Origin of the sequence: Ottowia sp. (genome assembly GCF_035444425.1) — a bacterium.
Classification (GTDB): Bacteria; Pseudomonadota; Gammaproteobacteria; order Burkholderiales; family Burkholderiaceae_C; genus Ottowia.
In genome coordinates this window covers 35167-53668 of the sequence record NZ_DAOMOQ010000007.1, presented here as the reverse complement: position 1 = coordinate 53668, position 18502 = coordinate 35167, and the positions used below count along the sequence as shown (strand labels likewise).

General features: G+C 69.1%; 14 protein-coding genes. 2 read left to right on the top strand and 12 right to left on the bottom strand.

Features of this window, described 5'->3' with window-relative positions:
• Positions 1–7: 7 nt before the first annotated feature.
• Genes PK606_RS04615 through PK606_RS04595 form a run of 5 tightly spaced genes read right to left on the bottom strand, consistent with a single transcriptional unit; the run spans position 8 to position 5699 of the window.
• Entirely contained in the window at positions 8–535 is a 528-nt protein-coding gene (locus tag PK606_RS04615) for a flavin reductase family protein (RefSeq protein WP_324561191.1), read from the bottom strand.
• Between the two features lie 32 nt (positions 536–567).
• A complete protein-coding gene (gene ppcB / locus PK606_RS04610; protein WP_324561189.1) occupies positions 568–1986 on the bottom strand; it encodes a phenylphosphate carboxylase subunit beta in 1419 nt (472 codons plus the stop codon).
• Positions 1986–2693, bottom strand: coding sequence for a CBS domain-containing protein (locus PK606_RS04605; RefSeq protein ID WP_324561187.1), 708 nt, complete (start codon positions 2691–2693; stop codon positions 1986–1988). Before PK606_RS04605 ends, ppcB begins: the two co-directional genes overlap by 1 nt.
• Before the next feature lie 29 nt (positions 2694–2722).
• Positions 2723–3841: a PEP/pyruvate-binding domain-containing protein gene (locus PK606_RS04600; RefSeq protein WP_324561185.1), complete on the bottom strand. Its 1119-nt coding sequence runs from the start codon at positions 3839–3841 to the stop codon at positions 2723–2725.
• Positions 3842–3863: 22 nt separating this feature from the next.
• On the bottom strand, positions 3864–5699 hold the full coding sequence (locus tag PK606_RS04595; RefSeq protein ID WP_324561183.1) for a PEP-utilizing enzyme: 1836 nt from the start codon (positions 5697–5699) through the stop codon (positions 3864–3866).
• A 461-nt stretch (positions 5700–6160) separates the two neighbouring features.
• Here PK606_RS04595 and PK606_RS04590 point away from each other — a divergent pair, with 461 nt between their 5' ends.
• Both PK606_RS04590 and PK606_RS04585 read left to right on the top strand, forming a co-directional pair.
• On the top strand, positions 6161–7894 hold the full coding sequence (locus tag PK606_RS04590; protein WP_324561181.1) for a sigma 54-interacting transcriptional regulator: 1734 nt from the start codon (positions 6161–6163) through the stop codon (positions 7892–7894).
• Entirely contained in the window at positions 7891–8361 is a 471-nt protein-coding gene (locus PK606_RS04585; protein ID WP_324561179.1) for a pyridoxamine 5'-phosphate oxidase family protein, read from the top strand. Before PK606_RS04590 ends, PK606_RS04585 begins: the two co-directional genes overlap by 4 nt.
• A 133-nt stretch (positions 8362–8494) precedes the next feature.
• Here the strand turns inward: PK606_RS04585 and PK606_RS04580 are convergent, their stop codons facing one another.
• The 7 genes from PK606_RS04580 to bcrD all read right to left on the bottom strand — a co-directional run bounded on the left by PK606_RS04580 (position 8495) and on the right by bcrD (position 18496).
• A complete protein-coding gene (locus PK606_RS04580; protein ID WP_324561177.1) occupies positions 8495–10642 on the bottom strand; it encodes an AMP-binding protein in 2148 nt (715 codons plus the stop codon).
• A 12-nt stretch (positions 10643–10654) separates the two neighbouring features.
• Positions 10655–12991, bottom strand: a complete 2337-nt coding sequence (gltA, locus tag PK606_RS04575; protein ID WP_324561175.1) for an NADPH-dependent glutamate synthase — start codon at positions 12989–12991, stop codon at positions 10655–10657.
• A gap of 25 nt (positions 12992–13016) precedes the next feature.
• The gene (hcrB, locus tag PK606_RS04570) at positions 13017–14003 is read right to left on the bottom strand and encodes a 4-hydroxybenzoyl-CoA reductase subunit beta (protein WP_324561173.1); all 987 of its coding nucleotides are present in this window, start codon (positions 14001–14003) and stop codon (positions 13017–13019) included.
• Entirely contained in the window at positions 14000–16366 is a 2367-nt protein-coding gene (hcrA, locus tag PK606_RS04565; RefSeq protein ID WP_324561171.1) for a 4-hydroxybenzoyl-CoA reductase subunit alpha, read from the bottom strand. The genes hcrB and hcrA overlap by 4 nt, the downstream gene beginning before the upstream one ends.
• Entirely contained in the window at positions 16363–16845 is a 483-nt protein-coding gene (hcrC, locus tag PK606_RS04560) for a 4-hydroxybenzoyl-CoA reductase subunit gamma (RefSeq protein WP_324561169.1), read from the bottom strand. The genes hcrA and hcrC overlap by 4 nt, the downstream gene beginning before the upstream one ends.
• Positions 16846–17361: 516 nt before the next feature.
• A complete protein-coding gene (locus tag PK606_RS04555) occupies positions 17362–17607 on the bottom strand; it encodes a YfhL family 4Fe-4S dicluster ferredoxin (protein ID WP_324561167.1) in 246 nt (81 codons plus the stop codon).
• A gap of 34 nt (positions 17608–17641) precedes the next feature.
• Entirely contained in the window at positions 17642–18496 is an 855-nt protein-coding gene (gene bcrD / locus PK606_RS04550; RefSeq protein ID WP_324561165.1) for a benzoyl-CoA reductase subunit D, read from the bottom strand.
• Positions 18497–18502 lie beyond the last annotated feature (6 nt).

The window sequence follows — 18502 nt, the reverse complement described above, 5'->3', positions numbered from 1 at the left end:
TGGTGGCTCAGTGCGGATAGCCCACCTTCGGGCCCTTGAGCGCAGTGCCGACGGCGTGGCTCTGGCCGCCGTAGCGCACCACCGGCTTGGCGCCGGCGCGCACGCTCCAGCCGGTGACCAGGCCGAGGAACAGGTCGTGGTCGCCGCAGGCGGCCACCTTCAGCACGCGGCATTCGTAGCTGGCGGTGCTGCCGTCGACGCGCGGCGACTCGATCGACTCCGAGGGCAGCAGCTTCAGGCCCAGCTGCTGCAGCTTGTCGGCCACAGTGCCGCGGATCGAGCCGGCCTTCAACGTCGCCTCGTTCTGCTTCTCGTCGCCGGTGTTGAAGGTGAAGTTGCGGCCCTCGTTGAGCAGCTTGTGTGCGGTGGTGCCCGGCTTGAGATAGACGGCGACGATGACCGGGTCGTACGAGACCCACATCGCGGTGGCGGCGACGATGTCGATCGCCTCGCCGGCTTGCATGCACAGCAGGCCCTGCGGGCACGGCAGGCTCGACAGCAGCTTGGACAGTTCCTTGTTGCGGCTTGATTTCATGGTGCTTGTCTCCTTGTTGTTCGCGAGCAGCTTCAGTCCAGGCCGTACTCTGCCCAGCGCGACTTGACCAGCGCCAGCGTGGCCTCGTCCAGGCGCGCCTCGACGGGCTTCTGCTTCCATTCGTAGGGGATGCAGGCGTCCATCAGGATGCGCGAGGTCGTCAGCTTGTCGCTGTCGGGATCGAGCGCCGGATCCAGCGGCGTCGAGCGCCCGCGCTTGATCAGCTCGGTGCCGCGCATCGGGTCGTAGCGGCACGACAGCGCCCAGATCACGCGCTGCAGGTCGTCGGCGGCGATGTCCTCGTCGACCGTGATCACGCCCTTGATGCCGTAGCTGCCGGTGTTGCTGCCGATCACCGCGTCGGCGACCTGGCGTGAGTGACCCGGGTACGCCTGCTTGACCGAGACCACGGCCCAGAAGCGGCCGGCCGACTCGGGCAGCACGCACACGGTCTCGATGCCCGGGATCTTCATCTTCTCGAGCTCGGTCCACAGCGTCGCGGTGCGCGTGAACGACAGCAGCATGTGCACGTCGGTGACCGGCCGGCCCTGGCCGGTGGCCCACAGGATCGGCTTGTTGCGGTGCAGGATCTGCTGCACTTCGAGCACCGGCTTGGGGATCGGCTTGTGCAGCTCGTCGGTGTAGTAGCCGGTGTACTCGGCGAACGGCCCCTCGGGCAGGAAGTTGTTGGGGTCGATCTCGCCTTCGAGCACGATCTCGGCGCCGGCCGGCACCGGCAGGCCGGTGAGCGGCGCCATCAGGTACTCAGCCTGCTGACCGCGCACGGTGCCGGTGATGTCGAAGTCGCTGGCGCCCTTGTGCATCAGCGTGCCGGCCATGAACAGCAGCGGATCGCAGCCGATCACCGCCGCCGCCGGCATCTTCTTGCCCAGCTTGGCGTACTTCTTCATGATGCGCTCGCCGCGCTTGCCGGGCAGGATCTGCACGCCGCAGCGCTTGCCGTCGAGCATCTGCATGCGGTAGGTGCCGAGGTTGGTCTCGCCGGTCTCGGGGTCCTTCAGCACCACGAACACCGTGGTGCCGATGTAGCGCCCGCCGTCGAGCGGGAAGAAGCGCGGCACCGGGAACATGTTGAGGTCGACCTTGTCGCCCTGCAGCACGTTCTCCAGCACCGGGCCGTCCTTGACCTCCTTGGCCTTGATCAGACCCTCGGCGCTGATGCTCTTGTGCATCCAGGCCTGCGCCGACTCGCACAGCGTGTTGCCGTGCGGCAGGCCGAGCATGATGGCCAGGCGCTTGGTGGTGGCGAAGGCGCCGGTGAACACCGGCGTGTCGTAGCCCTTGACGTTCTCGAACAGCAGCGCCGGGCCCTTGCGCTCCTCGACCAGTTTCGAGACGTGCGAGATTTCCATGTTCCAGTCGACCGGTGCGCTGACGACCTGGAGTTCATCGGCCTTCCTGCAGGCCTCGATATAGCTTCTGAGATCCATCAATGGGCTCCTTGCGTGACGTGGTGGGGTTGAACTTGGGAGTGTTGCTGGTGCGCGCCGTTGCCGGCGTCGACCGATTCGACGATGCTGAAGCCGGCGCCCTCGAGCGCGGCGATGACGTCCGGCACGCGGTCGGCGTGAAAGCGCACCACCACGCGGCGCTCCGGCCGGTGGCCGTCGGCATCGGGATCCGAGCTGCCGATCGGGTAGATGGCGCGCAGATGCCCGCCGGCCGATTCGACCGCCTCAACGATGCGCGCGAACAGCCCCGGCACCAGCTGTTGCGCCGCCAGGGTGACGCCGCTGCGGCGCTCCCAGGCGCCGAGGAAGTGCGCCGCCAGCGCGAACACTTCGTTGGCCGAGATCATCCCGACCACGATGTCGCCATCCATCACCGGGAACTGACCGACGCCGAGCGACTGGCCCTTGGCCAGCACCGACTCCATGGTGTCGGTGGCGTTCACCGTGGCCGGGTTGCGCACCATCAGGTCGCTGACCTTGAGGCGGTTGTGGAAGTACTCGAACTCGTCCGGACTCTGCGTGCGGGCAACGAAGTGCGCCGCGCGCAGGCAGTTGGCGCGCGTGATCAGGCCGCGCAGCTTGCCGCCATCGACCACCGGCAGGCCGTGCAGGTTGCGCTCGGTCAGCAGCTCGTTGGCTTCCGACACCAGCATGTCGCTGCCGATCACCACCGGTGTGGGTTGCATCCAGTTGCAAACTAGCATCGCCGTTCCCCCTAGCTGAGCCTGCGGCCGCTGAGCAGGCCCGCGAGGATGAAGTCCATGGCCGAACGCGCCTCGCCACTGGTGCTGGTGGCCGCCTTGTCGCTCCACACGGTCTCGGGCCGGGCCTGCAGGATGAAGATGTTGCCGCCGGCCGGCAGGTCCTTGTCGAGCGCCCACTCGACGTCCATCGGACGGCCGTAGTGCTTCTCGATCTGCTTGCCCATCCAGGCCAGCTCGCTGATCTCGTCGTCGATCAGCGACTGCACGTTCTGGCGCTCGGCCGGCACCGGCAGCGTGACGCAGCGCTGCGTCTTGAGGTCGACCGTGCAGCAGACCTCTTTCTGCGAGATGGTGCGCTCCATGATGTCCAGCGTCACCTTGTTGACGACGAAGTGGTCCGGCGTGACCTCGCCAGAGACCACGGATTCGCCGAAGCCGAAGTTGGAGTCGATGACGATCACCGAACGGTCGCCGTTGCCCGGGTGCAGGGTGAACATCACGCCGGCGGTGTAGGCGTTGGCCATCTTCTGCACGCCGACGCTGATCGCCACCTGGGTGTGCTCGAACCCCATGCGGATGCGGTAGGCGATGGCGCGCGCCGTGTACAGGCTGGAGATGCAGCGGCGCACGTGCTCGAGCACGCCGTCGGCGCCGCGGATCCACAGGTAGGTGTCCTGCTGGCCGGCGAAGCTGGCGCCCGGCAGGTCCTCGGCGGTGGCGCTGGAGCGCACCGCCACCGGCGCCGCCGGCACGCAGCAGCGCACCGACAGCTTGCGGTAGGCCTCGGCGATCTCGTCCTGCAGCTCGATCGCCATCGGCCGCGACTCGATCATGCCGCGCACCAGCGAGGACACCTGCTCCAGGCGCTCGATATCCTGCGCGTCGATGCCCTGCAGCAGGCGGTCGATCTCATCCAGGATGCCGGCGTCCTGCAGGAAGCGCGTGCAGCCTGCCGTGGTGATGGCGAATCCGGGCGGCACCCGCACGCCCATGTGGATCAGCTCGCCCAGCGACGAGCACTTGCCTCCGACGCGCTCGACGTCGTGCTTGTCGCACTCTTCAAACCACACCAGCGCAGCATCGCTGGTGGGCTTGGGGCGGACCTGGATGGCTTCAGCAGCGGCAGTCATGGCGTACTACTCCTTGATCCGCTCAACGCTGGATGCTGACCGCGCCGGTCGAGCCGTCGACGCGCAGCATCATGCCGGAGCGGATCACCTTGGTGGCGTGGCCGGTGCCGACCACCGCCGGCATGCCGTACTCGCGGCAGACGATGGCGGCGTGGCTCATCACGCCGCCGACGTCGGTGACGCAGGCGCCGATCTTGGCGAACGCCGGCGCCCAGGACGGCGAGGTGGTCGGCGCCACCAGGATCTCGCCCTCCTCCAGCTGGCCGACTTCGGACACGGTGCGGCACACGCGCGCCTTGCCCTCGACGATGCCGGGGCTGCCGCCGAAGCCCTTGAGCTCGGTGATCGTCTCGGGGTCGCCGACCTCCTGCACCGCGGCCCAGTCAGCCAGCGACTTGTTGGTCACGCCCCACAGCACGATGGTGAAGGGCTCCTGGATCACCTCGGGCGCGGTGCCGATGGCCGGTGGCGGCGACCATTGCTGGAACTTCTCCATCACGCCCTTGCGCCACTCGATCTCCTTCGGCCAGGTGGCGGTGCCGCGCGGCTTGACACCGGTGGCCCAGGCGGTGACCACGTCCCACAGCGCCTGCTTGATCTCGTCGCGCCGCAGCAGCCACACGTCCTCGACATCGGCGAGCACGCCGTGCTCCTTGAGGATCGCGGCGACCTCGCGCATCTTGTTCCAGAACACCGAGTGGAACCAGTGCTCGACGTAGAACAGGTGGTTCTCGACGTAGGGGAACACCGTCTTGGCGCAGCCGAGCAGTTCGTCGAACTGCTTGCGGTCGGCCTCGTCCTGGATCAGGTCACGGTACTCCGCGGTGATGCGGTCGCGCTCGGCGATCACCTTGTCGGTCGGCCGGTCGATCGACGCGCCCTCGCGCAGCTTCTCGATGTAGGTCTGGATGCCCACCAGCGGCACGTTCATTTCGTCGTTCCACGAGCGGTCGTGGTGGAACCAGCCGGTGCCGGTGGAAACGTTGAACCAGGGCTCCTTGGCCAGGCTCAGCGACACCAGCCACTCGGTGCCCTTGGCGTCGGCCTTGAGCGCCTTCTCGACATCGGTCCACTCCTTGCTCGAGGTCACCAGCTGGTCGACGCCAAGCTCGATGGCGCGCCGCGCCAGCTTCTTCAGCTCCTCGTCGGGCTGGTACATGATGACGTCGATGCCCGAGATCATCTGCGTCACGCGCTGCGGCGGGATGCTTGGGAACAGCTTCTGCACGAAGTCGAGGAAGAACACGTAGGCCGCGTAGCCCAGGTTCAGGAACTCGAAGTGGTACTGCCAGCACTTGATGCCGAGATTGATCAGGTCGTCGTAGGCCTTCAGCAGGTGGAAGCCCTTGGACTCGCCGAGTGCGTCGATGACGACATTGAGCTCCTCCATGTCGGGCAGGCGCGGCAGCTCGAGCTTCTCCAGCTCGCGGATGGTCGCCTCCATCTTGTGCTTCCACTTGGCCTCGAGATCGTCCCAGTTCTTGTAGTAGTGGCCGGCGCGCTCCATGAAGTGCGGCACGCGGCTGCCGATCTCGTCGCCGTCCTTGACCGGCACCGGCGAGATGTAGACGTAGCCGTTGATCATCCGGTGGTCGACCCCGCGCACCGGCGGCACCATGAAGATGCGGTTGTTGTACTGGCTCAGCGCCAGGTACCAGGCCTCATCCCAGATGGTGTCGAAGGGGTACAGCGGCTCCGGGTAGTGCAGCCCGTCGTAGAACCAGAACGCCTCCTTCTCGTAGGCGTTGCGCTCGGCATCGTCGGTCACGAACTGGTACTGGTACGGATACATGCGCTCCCAGCCCTCGGTGCCGGGAATGACCTGCGCTCGAACATCATGGGGTACCGGAAATTTCATGGGACTTGTCTCGCTTCAGGTGTTGTCGTTGGAAATTCGTGCGTCGGGCCTTCCGACACGGCAACAGTTGCAGGAAGCGTGCCAACCCGGTGCGCGATCAGTCCGGTACCCGCTGCAGGCCGGCTACACGCCGGGGTAAGGCGCTGCGCGCGCCGCGCGACGAAGGATGCGGGGACTCGGGGCGGCAGGAGTCGGCCCTTGATCGGCTCTTATCCAAAAGGACAAATCGGCCGCGCGCTGGCCGGCGGTTTGACCAAATGATCAGAAGCCGCGATCCGGTGGCTTCGCAGCGCGCCGGCAAGTCGCGCAAAAGGAGCAGGCAGCGCCGCGGCGATTGGTGATCAGGGTGCCGGAGCCCGCCCGCTCATCTCGCGACGCGCGACACGCGTTCTTGTGCTAGGTCAAGTTGACGTACGCCAAATAGGTACTAGGATGCAACTTTCCCGTACTGTCAGCCTGAAATGACCAAGTTGCCCTGCGTCGCGCCTGCGCAGGAAGATGATCTGCGCACGCAACTGCGCTTCTCGCCGGACACGGGCCAGATCTGGCTGCACGAGCACCGGATGCTGCTCGTGCACGCGGAAGCGCAGGCCAGCCTGCGCCGCGAAATCATCCACACGCTCGGCATGGAACGCGCCAAGGGCCTGCTGCTGCGCATGGGCTACGCATCGGGCCTACGCGACGCCGAGCTGGCGCGCCCGCGCATGCAGGCGGCGCAAGACGACACCGAGGCCTTCCTGATCGGACCGCAGTTGCACGCGCTGGAGGGCATCGTGCACGTGACGCCGCTGCGGCTGGAGGTCGACCGCGCGCGCGGGCATTTCCACGGCGAGTTCCTGTGGCAGAACTCCTGGGAAGGCCGCTGGCATCGCCAGCACTTCGGCACCCACCACGAGCCGGTGTGCTGGACCCAGATCGGCTACGCCTGCGGCTACACCTCGGCCTTCATGGGCCGCAAGATCCTCTACAAGGAAGTCGACTGCGTCGGCAAGGGCGACAACAACTGCCGCATCGTCGGCAAGCCCAACGAGGAGTGGGACGACGCCGCCGAATGGGAGCGGCTGCTGGCGCCGGTATCGATCGCCGAGCAGCTGATCGAGCTGCAGTCCGAGGTCGCCAGCCTGCGCTCGACGCTCGACACCCGCATGCTGCTGCCGGGCGAGATGGTCGGCAGCTCGCGCAGTTTCCAGCAGGCCTGCAAGCTGCTGCAGGCGGCTGCGCACGGCGACATCGGCGTGCTGTTGCTGGGTGAGACCGGCGTCGGCAAGGAGCTGTTCGCGCGTGCGCTGCACGACATGAGTTCGCGCCGCGGCGGGCCCTTCGTCGCGGTCAACTGCGGCGCCATCCCGCACGAGCTGGTCGAGTCCGAGCTGTTCGGCGTCGAGAAGGGTGCCTACACCGGCGCCCAGGTCTCGCGCGCCGGCCGCTTCGAGCGCGCCGACGGCGGCACCCTGTTCCTGGACGAGATCGGCGAACTGCCGCTGGCGGCGCAGGCCAAGCTGCTGCGCGTGCTGCAGGAGCGCGAGGTCGAGCGCCTCGGCGGCGAGCGCACGCGCCGCGTCGACGTGCGCATCGTCGCGGCGACGCACAACGAGCTGGCGCAGTGTGTCAAGGACGGGAGTTTCCGCAGCGACCTGTACTACCGGCTCAACGCCTACCAGGTGCTGATCCCGCCGCTGCGCGAGCGCAAGGAGGACATCTCGACACTGGCGAAGCACTTCCTGGCCAAGTACGCGGCCATCCAGGGCAAGAAACTGCGCGGCTTCACCGACAAGGCCAAGCGCGCCCTGCTCAGCCATGGCTGGCCCGGCAACATCCGCGAGTTGCAGAACATCGTCGAGCGCGGCGTGATCCTGGCGCCGCCGGGCGGCTGGGTCGAGGTCGAGCACCTGTTCATGCCCTCGACCGGCCCGCATCCGCCCGAGTACTGCCCGTCCAGCAGCGGCGCGCTCGGCCTGGGCACGAACGCGGGCGCCGGCAATGCCGAGGACGTGCTGTGCGAGGCGGTGTTCAGCGGCAGCATGCAACTGGAGCAGGCCGAGGCCATGCTGATCGAGCGCGCGGTCGACCGCTCGCGCGGCAACCTGTCGGCGGCGGCGCGCCTGCTCGGCCTGACGCGACCACAACTGGCCTACCGGCTCAAGCGCCTGCACGAAACGCAGCAGATCACGCGCGACGAGGCGACCACCTCATGAAGGAATCACCGGCGGCACGGCTGCAGGCCTTCCTGCAGTCGCACCACGTGATGACGCTGGCCACCGTCGGCACCGACGGGCCGTGGGCGGCGGCGGTGTTCTACGCCATCGAGACCACGCCCGCCGGCCGCGCGCTGCTGTTCCTGTCGTCACCGCGCAGCCGCCACGCCGAGCACCTGGCGCGCGACGCACGCGTGGCGGTGACGATCCAGCGCGACTACGACGACTGGCCCGAGATCACCGGCGTGCAGGCCGAAGGGACGGTCGAGCGCATCGACGGCGCCGCGGTGGCAGCGGCGCGTGCGTGCTACGCCGAGCGCTTCCCGCTGGTGGCGCGGGCGCCGGCACGCGTCGCCGAGGCGCTGGCGCGCGTGCACTGGTACCGCTTCGTGCCGCTGCGCCTGTACCTGATCGACAACCGGCTCGGTTTCGGCCACCGCGACAAAATCGAGGACGACAGCGCTTGACGCTCAGCCTGGAGGCGGCTTTATCGCCCCGTGCGCAGAGCGGCGGGAGCCGCGAACAGAACCGCCGTGCACCCGAGACGCTGATTCGCGGCTTCCGCCGCTCCTACTGGTCTGCGCCGCGCACGGCAGCGCATCAGCTCGTGTACAGCGCGTGCTCGACCAGCGCGCGCCGCAGCAGCTTGCCGGTGGCGGTGCGCGGCAGCGCATCGATCGGGCGCAGCCAGGCCGGACGCTGGTACTTGGGCAGCGCGGCGATGCGCGCCTCCAACTCGCGCAGCGCACGGCCGTCGTCGCTGCCGGAGTAGAACAGGCCGACCTCGTCGATGCCGTGCGCGTCGGGCGCGCACACCACGGCGGCCTCGCGCAGGCCCGGCACGTTGGCGCCAAGCCGCTCCTCGAGCTCGACCAGGTTGACCCAGCGCCCCTTGATCTTCACCAGCGAATCCTCGCGGCCGCCGAAACGCCAGCCGCCGCCGGGGGTGCGCGAGAACAGGTCGGCCGGGCAGAAGCAGCCCTGGCGGAAGCTGTCGGCCTGCGCCGCCGGGCGATCCAGGTAGCCAAGCGCCTGCATCGGGCTGCAGACCAGCAATCGGGTCGGTCCGCCGGCGTCGGCGGCTTCCGGATCCAGCGGCGTGATGATGGTGCCGGGCGACGGGTGCAGGCCGTCCTCGCCTTCGATCTCGGTCATCACCAGCACCAGCACTTCGGAGGCGCCGTAGCCGTCGATCATCGGCAGGCCGGTGGCCTTGCTCCAGGCCTGGCGCAGCGAGGCCGGCAGCGCCTCGCCGGCCGAGACGCAGCAGCGCACGCCGGCCGCCGTGACCTGCGACGCCAGCCCCTCGTGCAGCATGTAGCGGTACAGCGAGGGCACGCTGAACAGGATGTTGGGGCGCGTGCGGATCACCGCCTCGGCGACGATCTGCGGCGTCGGCCAGGTCGGGTCGAGGATCAGCGTGGCGCCGTTGCGCAGACCGCCCAGCAGCAGGTTGGCCAGCGGGTAGGCGAAGAACAGCTTGGAGCTGGCGAACAGCCGGTCGCCCGGCCGCATGCCGATGCGCTCGGCCGAGATGCGGCCGGACTCGCGCACGCAGCGGTGCGCGTGCACCACCGCCTTCGGTCGCCCCGAGGTGCCCGAGGAGTGGACCCAGAACATCGGGCTGTCCTCGTTCATCTGCACCGGCGCCTCCAGCGCGGCGGCGGCGACCGCGCGCTGGCCTTCCTCGAGCGTGATCACGCGCTCGCGCCAGGGCTCCGGCGTGTCCTCGGCCGACTCGGCGACGATCACGTTGAAGCCGGCCTCGTCGAGGATGTATTCCCACTCGGGCGCCGGGATGCGCGGGTTGACGCCGACCGCGACACCGCCGGCCCAGATGGTGCCGAGCCAGCACACCACCCAGTCGATGCCGTCGTTGAGCTTGACCGCGACCCGGTCACCCGGGCGCAGACCGCGCGCTTTCCACACCGCGGCGGCGCGCGCCACCCGGTCGCGCAGCTGGCCATAGGTGATGCGCTCGTCGCCGCACTCCAGCGCAAGGCTGTTGGCGTCGTGGCCGGCCAGCAGCAGCTCGGCCGCGTTCATCGCGGTGTCGGTGCCGGGCGCCGCGGTGCGTGCCGCCATCGTCGCCACCTCACCGCCGAACAGGCCCGGCAGCTGGCCGCGCCAGCGGGCGAACTCGGCCGTCAGCAGCTGGGCGTGCTCGCGCTCCTCGGCGGCGAGCTCCTGGTACAGCTGGTGTTCCGGCGAATCCGGCACGACGGTGGCCGCGCGCGCCGAGAAGAAGGCGACAGCGCGCTTTTCCAGCGCGATCGCCAGCTTGAACAGGTCGGCGGCATTCTGGGGCGGCTCGGCGTCGGCGTAGACGGCGGCGGTGCGCAGGCTGAACTCCTCGGACGGCGTCGGCACGCCGACGTGGTAGCGCCGCGACAGCGTCTCCATGTGCTCGCCTTCCATCACCGCGAAGCGGCCGAACAGCGCGCGCAGCGTCTCGTCCTCGCACTCGGCGGCGGCGCGCTGGTAGAACGCGCGCCCGCCGAGTTCGATCTCGAACGCGGTGCGCACCGCGTTCATGGTCGCGGCTTCGGCGGTCTGCACGGCGCTGCCGGCCGTGCGCAGGTCGAGCCGGCCGCCGCACTGCGGGCAGGCGCCGTAGGGGAAGGCAAAGCCTTCACTGATTTTGCCGCAGTCCTGGCATTGCCACTCGATGGGCGCCTCTGCGCAGCAGATGTACAGGCCCTCGTCCTGGTCCTCGAGCGGCTGGTGGCACTTGGGGCATCGCATCATGGTGCGCGTCCTTCAGGGAGTGAGCGTTTCGGATGGGGTCGACGCGGTGGCGTCGGTCGGTGGCGGCGGCCAGTCGGCGTGACCGCTTTGCAGCCAGTCGCCGATGGCGCGCGCTGCGCGCCGGCCGGCGGCCATGGCCAGGATCACGGTGGCGCCACCGGTGACGATGTCGCCGCCAGCGAACACGCCGCGCAGGTTGGTCGCCTGCGTCGCGTCGTCGGCGACGATGTAGCCGCGCTTGTCCAGCGCCAGGCCCTTGGTGGCGCGGCCGACGATCGGATTGGCCTTGGTGCCGAGCGCGTAGATCACGGTGTCGCACTCGAATTCGACGAACTCGTCCAGCGGCACCGGGCTGCGGCGACCGCGCGCGTCGGGTTCGCCCAGCATCATGCGCTGCGCCTTCAGGCCACGCACGTCGCCGTCCTCATTCAGCAGGATCTCGACCGGCGCATGCAGGAAGCTGAACACCACGCCCTCCTCCTTGGCGTGGCGCAGTTCCTCGACGCGCGCCGGCGCCTCGGCCTCGCTGCGGCGGTAGATGCAGCGCACCTCGTCGGCGCCGAGCCGGCGCGCCGTGCGCAGGCAGTCCATGGCGGTGTTGCCGGCGCCGATCACGGCCACGCGCTTGCCCATGCCGATCGGCGTGCCGTGGTAGGGGAAGCGGTCGCCACCCATCAGGTTGACGCGGGTCAGGAACTCGTTGGCCGAGAACACCTGCCCGGCCGATTCACCGGCCAAGCCGAGGAACATCGGTGCGCCCGCGCCGGCGGCGACGAACACCGCGTCGTAGCCCATCGAGCTGGTGAGCTGCTCGATGGTGAAGGTCTTGCCGATCACCTTGTTGGTCTCGAAGCGCACGCCGGCATCGCGCAGGCGATTGACCTCGCGGTCGATGATGTCGCGCGGCAGCCGGAACGAGGGGATGCCGTAGCGCAGCACGCCGCCGACCACGTGCAGCGCCTCGTAGACCGTGCACTCGGCGCCGCGCTTGACCAGGTCGGCCGCGGCGGCCAGCCCGCCCGGGCCGGAGCCGACGATGGCGACCTTGCCGAGCTGCTGCTCGACCTGCGGCGGCTGCACCGGCCGCTGCGCGGCGAAGTCGCCGACGAAGCGCTCCAGCCGGCCGATCGCCACCGGCTCCATCTTGGCCTTGACCAGCACGCACTGGGCCTCGCACTGGCTCTCCTGCGGGCAGACGCGGCCGCACACCGAGGGGAACGGGCTCGACTCGTAGATCGCGTCGACCGCCGAATCGAGGTCGCGCAGCATCAGGTGGCGGATGAAGCGCGGAATGTCGATGCGCACCGGGCAGCCCTCGATGCAGGTCGGCTTCAGGCACTGGATGCAGCGCTCGCTCTCGCGCAGCGCGGAGGCCCAGTCGTAGCCCAGGTTGACCTCGTCGAAGCTCTGCGCGCGCTGCTGCGCCTCGCGCTCGGGCATCGGCACCTGGGTGCGCTCGAGCGCCGAGTACTTCTTGTAGGTGCGCTTGCCCTGCTTGATCAGCAGCTCGTCGAGGCTGCAGACGTGCTCGAAGTCGGCGTTGGCCTCCTGCTCCTGCGTCTTGAAGCGGCGCTGGCGTGCGTGAAGCTCCTTGAAGTCGACCTGATGGCCGTCGAAATCGGGGCCGTCGACGCAGGCGAACTTGACCTCGCCATCCACCGTGACGCGGCACGAACCGCACATGCCGGTGCCATCGACCATGATGGTGTTGAGCGACACCATGGTCTTGACGCCGAACGGCCGGCTGACGTCGGTGCAGGCGTGCATCATCGGCATCGGGCCGATGGCGATGATCAGGTCGGGCTTCGGGCCTTCGCGCTCCAGTACTTCCTGCAACGCCATGGTGACGAAGCCGGGCCGCCCGGCGCTGCCGTCGTCGGTGCAGACGATCAGCTCGTCGGCGTATTCGGCCATCTTGTCCTGCCAGAACACCCGCTCGGCACTGCGGAAGCCGATGATGGCGGTGGTGCGGTTGCCGGCCTCCTTGAAGGCGCGCAGCTGCGGATACACCGGCGCCACGCCGAGGCCGCCGGCCACCAGCACCACGTGGCCGACCTTGTCGATGTGCTGCGGCAGCCCGAGCGGGCCGACGAAGTCCGCAAATTCGTCACCCTGCTTGAAGGTGTCGCGCATCTCGCGCGTGGTCTTGCCCAGCGCCTGCACCACCACCGTCACGGTGCCGCGCTCGCGGTCGTAGTCGGCCACGGTGAGCGGGATGCGCTCGCCGTCCTCGTACAGGCGCAGCATGACGAAATGCCCAGGCTCGGCGGCCTGCGCGACATCGGGAGCCAGCACATCCCACTGGAAGGCGGCGTCGGAGAAAACCTCGTGCTTGACGATCCGGTACATCGGCGAAGTCCTCGGGAGTTCGGTTTCAGGCGTCGGCAGCCGCGCCGTCCCACAGCGTGGCGGCAAGGCGGCCGGTCAGCTTGACCAGCACGCGGCGGCGGTACTTGACCGCCAGCGTCGTGGTCTGCAACACGTTGGAAGTCTTGCGTACCGCCTCGCCGAGCGCGGCGGCCAGCTCGGGCGACCAGTTCTGGCCGACGAAGCTTTCGGTCGGCACCGCGAGCGGCGCCGAGTTGGTTCCGGTGATGGCCACGCGCAGGCCGGCGATGCGCTCGCCCTCGCGCTGCAGCGCCACGGCGACGCCGGCGAGCGGAAAATCGACCGCATCGCGTACCCGGGCCTTCTCGTAGCCGGCGTGCCAGTTGCCGGCCGGCGGCAGGTGCACCGCGGCCAGCAGTTCGCCCGGCGCCAGCGTCAGCCGCCTGGCGCCATCCTCGACGAACAGTTCGGCGACCGGAATGCGGCGCGTGCCGGCGGGGCCGACTACTTCAGCCTCGGCGCCCAGCACCATCAGCGCCGGCGCCACGTCGCCGTGGTAGGTGGCGTAGCAACGGTCGCTCTTGACGACCACGTGGCAGACGTCGCCGCGGTACTTCAGGCAGTAGCCGTTGCCGGAGCGCCACCAGTCGCTCTGGTTGTAGAACACGCAGCGGGTGTCCTGGCACAGGTTGCCGCCCAGCGTGGCGGTCAATCGGTGCGTCGGCCCCGCCACCAGCCCAGCGGCGGTGGCCAGCGCCGGCCAGTTGGCGCGGATGCGGGCGTCATTGGCGATCGCCGCCAGCGTCATGCCGGCACCGATGCGCGCGTGGCCGTCGGCGCCGATCTCGCAGGCGTCGAAACCGGCGACCCGGCTGAGGTCGACCAGCAACTCCGGTTCGCCCAGGCCGCGGCGTAGGTTGGGCAGCAGGTCGGTGCCGCCAGCCAGCGCCTGCGCGCCCGGCGCGGCCAGCGCGCGCGTGGCCGCCTCGACGGTTTCCGGGCGCTCCATGCTGATGTTGGCCAGTGCATTCACGCTGCGGCTCCCTTCATCGCCTTGGCGGCCGCGCGGGCGGCGGCGGCGTCGCGCGCATCGATCAGGTCCAGTACGCGGTCGGGGCTGAGCGGAAACTCGAGCGCGCGCACGCCGACCGCCTCGTGCACGGCGTCGGCCACCGCCGGCAGGAAGCCGGCCAGCATGCCCTCCGACGCCTCCTTGGCGCCGAACGGCCCGTTGGGGTCGATGCTCTCGACGATGATGACCTCGATATCCGGGCTCTCGGCCATGGTCGGGAAGCGGTAGTCGAGCAGGTTGCCGTGCAGCATGCGGCCCTCGTCCCAGCGCGTCTCCTCCGACAGCGCCTGACCCATGCCCATCCAGACGCCGCCCTGCGCCTGGCCCTCGACCGCCAGCGGGTTCAGCGCCTTACCGACGTCGACCGCCAGCCAGACCTTGTGCGCGGTGACCTTGCCGGTGACCTCGTCGACCGAGGCCTCGACCACCTGGGCCGAGTAGCAGAAGCCCATGGTGGCGCCGATGGCGCTGCCGCGGATCTTCTTGTCGCCCTGGAATTCGATCGGGCAGGTGTAGGTGCCCTTGACGGTGATGGTGCCGCTGTCGACCATGGCCGCGGCCACCGCCTCGTGGTAGGTCATGCCGGCGCCGTCGCCACCGCGCACCACGAAGCACTCGTCGATGACCTCGATGTCGGCCTCGAACACCTTCAGGCGCTCGGCCACCGCCTTCACCAGGATGGCCTTGAGCTGATCGGCCGCGTGGATGCCGGCGTTGCCGACCATGAAGGTGACGCGCGACGAATAGCTGCCGTTGTCCTTGGGCGTCAGCGCGCTGTCGGCGCTGATGACGCGGATGCGGTTGATGTCGACGCCCAGCGTCTCGGCCACCACCTGCGTGACCATGGTGTTCGAACCCTGGCCGATGTCGGAAGCGCCGGTGAAGATGGTCAGGCCGCCGTCGAAGTCGAGCTTGAGGTTGACGGTGGCGTGCGGTTCGCCGGTCCAGTGCTTGGGCGTCGAGGTGCCGGAAACGAAGTGCGAGCAGCCCAGGCCCAGCCCGCGGCCGGGCGGCATGCGGCCGCGCCGCTCCTCCCAGCCGGAGGCGGCCTTGACCTTCTCCAGGCACTCGGGCAGGCCGTAGCTCAGCACCTTCTGCGCGTACATGGTGGTGTAGGGAATCTGCGGCAGCAGGTTCAGCTCGCGCACCTTGAAGGCATCCAGGCCGAGTTCTTCCGCCATCTCGGTCAGCAGCGCCTCGAAGGCGGCGCGCGTGTCGACGGTACCGTGGCCGCGCTGGGCACCGCACGGCGGCGTGTTGGTGTAGGCGCGCCAGGCGTCGTGCTTGATGGCCGGGATGTGGTAGAGGCCATGCATCAGCGCGCCGGTGTACAGGATGGTGATGATCCCGTAGCCGGCATAGGCGCCGCCGGCCTGCGTGGCCTCGAGCGCCAGCGCCGTGATGCGGCCGTCGCGCTTGAGCCCCAGCTTCATCTTCACCAGCGTCCACGGGCGGCCGCGGTGCGCGATGAAGGTCTCCTCGCGCGTCTGCGTCAGCCGCACCGTGCCGCCGGCGCGGCGCGCCAGCAGCGCGGCGATGATCTCGAAGTGCAGCGCCTCGGTGCGGGCGCCGAAGCCGCCGCCCAGGAAGGGTTTGATGACGCGGATGCGCGCCGCATCCATCTGCAGGCAAGAGGCCACCTTCAGGTGCACGTAATACGGCACCTGGGTGGTGGTGTGCAGCGTCAGCGCGTCGCGCTGCACGTCGTACTCGGCCAGCGTGGCGTTGAGCTCCATGTGCGCGTGGTTCACCTCGGCGAAGGTGTAGGTCTTCTCGCGCACCAGCTCGGCCTCGGCGAAGCCGGCAGCGACGTCGCCGAACTCGGCATGCACCTCGCGCAGGACGTTGTTGGGCTTCTCGTCGTGGATCGCCACCGCGCCCGGCTTCATGGCCTGCTTGGCCGTCATGTAGGCCGGCAGTTCCTCGTACTCGACGCGGATCAGGCGCAGCGCCGCTTCCGCCGTGGCTTCGTCGACGGCGGCCACAGCGGCCACCGGGTCGCCACGGTAGCGCACCTTCTCGCGCGCCAGCGGAAATTCGTTCTCGGCGATCGGCAGCACCCCATAGGGCACCGGCGTGTCGTCGCCGGTGCAGACCGCGTGCACGCCTTTCAGCGCCAGCGCCTCGCGGGTGTCGATCGAGACGATGCGCGCATGCGCCACCGGGCTGCGCAGGATGCGGCCGACCAGCGCGTCGGGCGCGGCGATGTCGGCCGTGTAGCGCGCCTTGCCGGTGACCTTCTCGACGCCGTCCACCAGCGGCATGCGCACACCGACCGCGCCCTGGTGCGCCAGCCGGGTCTTGACGGTCTCGGGCGCGTTCATCGCGCTGCCTCCCAGGCCGGATCGGCGGCTGCGTGCACCGACTCGATGATCTTCACGTAGCCGGTGCAGCGGCACAGGTTGCCGGCCAGCGCCTGCTTGATCTCGTCGGTCGATGGCTGCGGGTTGGTCCGCAGCAGACCTTCGGAGGCCATGATCATTCCGGGCGTGCAGTAGCCGCACTGCGCGCCGAGCTTCTCGTGGAAGGCCTGCTGCAGACGCGACAGGCGCCCCAGCGTGGCCAGGCTTTCGATGGTCTCGACCTCGCAGCCGGCGACCTGGTGCGCCAGTGTCGAGCAGGCCAGGCGCGGCCGGTCGTCCACCAGCACGGTGCAGGCGCCGCACTCACCGCCGTCGCAGCCGCGCTTGGTGCCGGTCAGGCCCAGCTCCTCGCGCAGCACGTCGATCAGCAGGGCGCCATCCGCGGCCAGCAACTGGCGTTCGCGGCCGTTCACGTTCAGGGTCAGCAGGCGTTTTGGCATCACGGAACCATCAGCAGGAATTGGGGCATCGCCGGAACCCGTAATGTGGTACCACGATACCGATTCGAGTTTGATCCAGCGCAAAAGCTGGGTGCATTGGCGGGGACCGGGTTTACCCGTTCCGCAGCCAGGCCGACGCAGCACGCGCCAATGAAAAGGCGGCCGATGCGGGATGACGGGCAGTGCGCCGGCGCTGGCCGCAGCGCGACGCCAGGGGCGAATCGGAAGCGGTCGGGCTGGGCACCGGAGCCCGTCCGCGCGATGGCCGGTGGCATCGGCGCGGGGCCACGGCCGGCAGCGCGCGGTGACAGGCTCGAGGGCTCACGATGCCCGCAAGCGATGATCATCCTGGCTGCTCCACCCATGCGCCCGACTCCAAGATGGCCGCCCACGCACCGGCCGCGCCGGTCGGCGCAGCGTGGCGGGGTGGCGCTGGCGAAAAAAAGCGGCGGCGCGGCGCAGCGTTGACGAGACTGTGCCCGTCACCGCCGCAGCGGCGCGCCGCCGGGGTGTGCGTCAGCCGTGCAGGCTTTCGTACTTGGCCAGCAACTCGTCGTGGGTCTCGACGAAGTCGGGGTTCGGGACGATGCAGTCGGCCGGGCACACCAGCATGCACTGGGGCTCGTCCTCGGCACCGACGCACTCGGTGCAGCGCAGCGGGTCGATCACGTAGATCGGGTCACCCACCGAGATGGCTTCGTTGGGGCACACCGGCCGGCAGGCGTCGCAGGCGGTGCAGTTGTCGTCGATCAGCAAGGCCATGATGTCTCTCCTTGATATGTCATGCGGTGAAGTGTCAGGCGGCGACTGCGGCCGATTCGAGTTCCTGCAGCTTATGGTAGCGATAAGCGCCCCACAGCGCGGCGCCGATGGCGCCGGCCAGGATCGAGTCGGGATGCGAGCGCACCGTGACGCTGACTTTCTCGGCGGCCATCTCTTCCTGGATCGCCGCCAGCAGGCCGGTGTCCAGCGCCAGGCCGCCGGTCAGCAGCGCGACGCCGCCCTTCACGCCCGTCACCTTCAACAGCTTGACGATGCGCGAGGCCATCGACAGGTGGATGCCCTTGAGGATGTCGGGTGTCGAGATGGCGCGGCTGACCATGTTGATGACGTCGGTCTCGGCCAGCACGGCGCAGATCGAGCTGACCTTCTCGGGGTCCTTCGAGCTCTGCGACAGGGTGCCGATCTCCTCGACCGCCACGCCCAGGTAGCGCGCGATGTTCTCCAGGAACTGCCCCGAGCCCGAGGCGCACTGGCTGGTCATCTTGTACTGCAGCACCTTGCCGCGCTCGTCGACCGAGATCGCGCGGCCGTTCAGCGCACCGATGTCGACCACGGCGCGGGCCTCGGGGTCAAGGAACACGCCGCCACGCGCATGCGTGGTCATCGAGTAGAAGTGGCCGGTCGAGAACTTGACGTTCTCGCCCTCGCCGGTGGTGGCGATGTAGTCGATGTCCTCCGGCTTGAGGCCGGCGTCCTCCATCACGCCTTCGTAACCCTCGCGGGCCAGCGTCATGGGGTCGCGGCGGCGGATGCGCTCGACGCGCTTGGCCAGCCAGTGCGGCGTGCCGTCCTCGTCGATGCGGAACAGCGCCGTCTTGACCGCGCCGGAGCCGATGTCGATGCCGATGGTATGGATGCTCTTGCTCATGATGTT